At 69.7% G+C, this 4129-nt stretch carries 2 protein-coding genes; both read left to right on the top strand.

Going from position 1 to position 4129, the window contains the following annotated elements; translation table 11 throughout:
- Positions 1-1213 (top strand): Hsp70 family protein (locus MJ783_RS14380; protein WP_239310946.1); only part of this gene is annotated, 1213 nt, incomplete at its 5' end.
- 117 nt (positions 1214-1330) lie between these two features.
- The coding region (locus MJ783_RS14375; RefSeq protein WP_239310945.1) for a zinc ribbon domain-containing protein at positions 1331-4129 on the top strand (2799 nt) is incomplete at its 3' end.

The following is a 4129-nucleotide window of genomic DNA, read 5'->3' as shown; positions in this document are numbered from 1 at the left end:
CAATGAGCCCACGGCCGCCGCCTTCGCGTACGGGTTCGCCCAGGACGGTGTGGCGGACACGACCGTGCTTGTTTACGATCTCGGCGGTGGCACTTTCGACACCACCGTCATCCGCCTGTCGAAGAACGCGATCACAGTCGTGGCCACCGATGGTGACCACGAGCTCGGCGGTGCCGACTGGGACGCGGAGCTGGTGCGCTTCTTGGCCCAGAAGTTCACCGAGGCGCAGCCTGACGCCGGTGACCCGCTCGACGACGTCTACGACGAACAGGAACTGCTGACCTCGGCGGAGGACGCGAAGCTGGCTTTGTCCGGTCGTGACAGCGTTGACGTGCTGGTGGTTCACGGTGGCCGGCGGGCGAGCGTGACCGTGACCCGGACGGATTTTGAGGAGATCACCGCTGCCTTGTTGCAGCGGACGCTCGACCTCACCGGATCGGTGCTCGCCAGGGCCAGGGAGCGCGGGGTCGACAAGGTGGACATCTGCCTGCTCGTCGGCGGCATGAGCAAGAGCCCGGCGGTCGCCCACAAGATTGCGGACAGCTTCGGTCTGACCCCACGTCTGGTCGATCCCGATCTTGCTGTAGCCAAGGGGGCCGCGGTGTTCGGGCAGAAGAAGGAGCTGGAGCGGTACGTCCTGGACGACCTGGTCGCCCAGGGCAGGCTCGCCGCCGGAGCGAGCCTGGACGCGGCGGCGCCGGCCGACGTCCAACGCTCGGTATCGGGCGCGGCGGGTGATTTCGGGCTGACGACCACCGCGGTCGTGGACCTGGTCAAGACGAAAGTCACCAATGTGACCTCCCGCGGTTTCGGGATCTTCGCGGAGGACCGTGGCAAGGCGGTCGCGGCGTTTCTTGCGCATCGCAACGATCCGCTGCCGATCGAAGTCACCCAGACCTTCTACACGATCTCCGATGATCAGACGGAGGTCGATATCCGCGTGTTCGAGCAGGGGACGAGCACTGAGTCGGCCATCCTCCAGGACAACAAGGTGATCGTCGAAGGTGCTATCGCGGGGATTCCCGGGGGCCATCCCCGCGGCACCCCCGTAGATGTCACCTTTCTCATGCGCCCGGACCAGACGATCGTCGTCACCGCCACACATCCCGGCGTGACCGGGCCGCTTGTTCTGCAGGTCACCGCGGGTGTGGGCAGCGAGGTAATGCGGGACGAGGAGACAAAGAAGATCACGTTGCTCAAGCAGCGGGACTGATGTCGCTGGAGCGGTCTCCGGCGGCGCGCGAACATGTCCGGTACATATGGTGCGGCGAGATCGGTGCCGCGTCCGGGCTGGGTTCATACGCTCCGCGGTGGGGACGAAGGTGGAGCGGTGAGCGTGGTGTTCGACGGCAGCGGCTACCGCCAGCGTGTGCTGGCGGAGCTGCAACGCCGGTCCAATCTCGATCTTGAGGACCCGTTCTTCGTGGCTGCGCTGGACCCGGCCGTCGTTTACACCGAGGCCGAGGTACGCGCACACCTGGCCCGCGTCATCGCGTTTTTGCAGCGGCAGCGGAACTCGGCACGGTACGCGACGTTGGCGGCGGCACTGGTCCGGCGGAGGGCCGAGTGGGAGGCGCCGCTACTGGACGCGCACAGCCGTGAGCAGGCCCGGCTCCGCGTGCTGGCCGCACGCCGCAGCGGGGATGCCGAACGGCTGGCCAAGGTGGCTCGCAATCTCGCTACTGTGCGTGAGCGTTTTGGTGGGGTTCCCCGGTCTCGAATTGCGGGGCTGCGCCGGCTGGCGTCGGCTGACGGGGTGACCACCGAACAGTTCGACGCGATCCTCGCCGGTGAGAAGGTGATCGAGGATGGTTCCGGCGATGAGGCCGAGCCACTCGCGCCGGGGCTGCGGCGCCAGATCCGTGATCGCCTGATCGAGCTGCGGCAGCTACGCGACGGAGATCGAGCTGGCACCGCGTCCCTGTGGGCGTTGCTGGGTGTTCCAGCCGACTCCGTGCCGGCCCGGATCCAGGCTGCTTACGACCTCCTTGTCGAGGGTAATCAGCGGCGTCCGCTTGACCGCGAGAAGACGGTGACCGCCGACCTGCTCGCGCAGGTGCGCACCAGGCTGCTCGACGGTGATCCGGCCGCCTACACGGCCGGGCTGATCGCCGATGCCCGCGACGAGATCCGGCCGAAGGTCGAGGAACACGTCGTTCTCGATGGTGAGCTGGGGCCGGCCGCTTTCGAGGGGCTGGTCCGGGAGGTCCTGGCGGCCGGGCGGGGGCTTTCGGCGGCACAGGCGAAGGCCGTGTTGCTCGGTATCGCCCGGGAGCTGGGCGCGGCGGTGACGACCGGTGCCGTCGTCGACTACGTTGTCTGTCCGTGTTGCAGCCGCCCGGAGCCGGTGGACGGTTCACGCGTCTGTCGTTATTGCGACGCCGAGCTCTACACCGCGTGTCCTTCGTGCGGCCGGGCGACCGAGGCCGCCGCGGCGGCGTGCCGGTTCTGCGGGCACAGTCTGCGCCAGGCCCGCGAGGCAGCTGATGCCCTCGCCGCGATCCGTCGGGACCTGGAGAACGGCCATCCCAAGCACGCCGGTGAGCTGCTGGCTGAAGCGCGCTCGGTGCTCGTGGCGGTGGGTGGGCAGGCAGCCCGCGCGGCCGAGGATCTCGACGCGCGGCTGCGGGCCGCGCTGGCCGCTGCCGACGCCGGGTGGCGGGCACTGGTCGAGTACCGCGAAGCCCGCTGCGAGGACGCCGCTGCCGACGGGGCCCGCTGGCTCGTCGCCCAGGCATCCGATGTGCCCGGTCCGGACGGGCGTTCCGCGGATGAGGTGCTTGCCGAGCTCACCGCCCACCAGGAGGTCATCCGCCGCCGGGTCGACGCGGCGCGGGCACTGCCGCCAGCCGAGCAGGAGAACGCGCTGGCCGCGGTGCTCGCGACCGTGGCTGACAGCAGGGCGGCGCTGGCCGCACTGGCGGCGCTGCCACTCCCGCCGCCAACCGAGCTGACCGCGAGCAGCGAGGACGGTGCCGTGGTGCTGCGCTGGCGGGCCTCTCCCTCGGCGCTTGGGCCGGTGTCCTACCGGGTGGTCAGGCTGGTGGGGGAGACGGGCGGCCCGGGGGGAGCAGCGCCGGTTGAACGCAGCCTGGGTACGACTCGGTCCACCGAGCTGTCCGATGCCGGAGCCCCGGCTGGGGTGCTGGTTCGTCACGAGGTGACGGCGATCGTGGGCAGCCGGCGGTCGGTAGCGGTGCGTACGCCCGGTATCGTGGTGGTGCGGGATGTAGCGGGCCTGCATGCGGAGCAGACCGGTGCCGATGTGAGGCTGTCGTGGCGGCTGGACGGCCCCGTGGACGCCGTCACAATCGATCGGACCGTGGACGAGTCGTCGCCGGTGCTGGTCCCCATGCGTCGGATCCGGGCGAGCGCCGGCCAGTATGTCGACACGGCTGTCCAGGCCGGTGTCACCTACCGCTACTGGGTGTATGTCGAATATCGGGATGTGGACGGGCAGCCCTCCCGGACCGCCGGCTCGGGGATCACGATTACGGTGACGCCACGCCCGCCGCTGGTACGTGATCTGGCGGTCACCACCGTCAACGGGCAGACCGCGTTGCGCTGGAGCAGCATGCCGGACACGCATGTGCGGATCTACGCCGTGCCGGCGGCGGGCCCCGGGTCGGCGTCTCCGGTCGGGGCCGAGGGCGCCGAGATCGACTTGGCGAACATAGCCGAGCGGGCACGGCTGGTTGGGTCGAGTGGGGACGGCCACTTGGTGGACCCCCTGGCCGTCGGAGAGCTGGAGTACACACCGGTGGCCGTGCGCGATGGCCGGGCGGTGGCCGGCCGTGGCGTGCGGCATCTGGTGGTCGAGCGCATCCGGGAGCTGCGTGCGGACGACCGTGGCGAGGAGATCGTGTTGTCCTTTCAGCTGCCATCGGGGATTACCGAGGCCCGTGTCCTGTGGCGCCGGGACCAGTTCCCGACCGGGCCGGACGATCCGAGCGCCTTCCAGGCGAAGGTCACCAACGCCAGTCTGGAGATCAAGGGAGGGTGGCATCTCGCCGCGCCGCGTGACGGTTCGCCCTACTTCGTCGCCTGCTATCCACTGGTGCGTACCGGCGGGACGCTGCGTGCGGCCGCGCTCGGTACGGCAGTTGTAGCCCGCTCGGCTGCCCAACAT

It is taken from the genome of Protofrankia sp. Cj3, from assembly GCF_917627355.1.
Lineage (GTDB): Bacteria > Actinomycetota > Actinomycetes > Frankiales > Frankiaceae > Protofrankia.
This window is presented reverse-complemented; position numbering and strand designations above follow the sequence as displayed.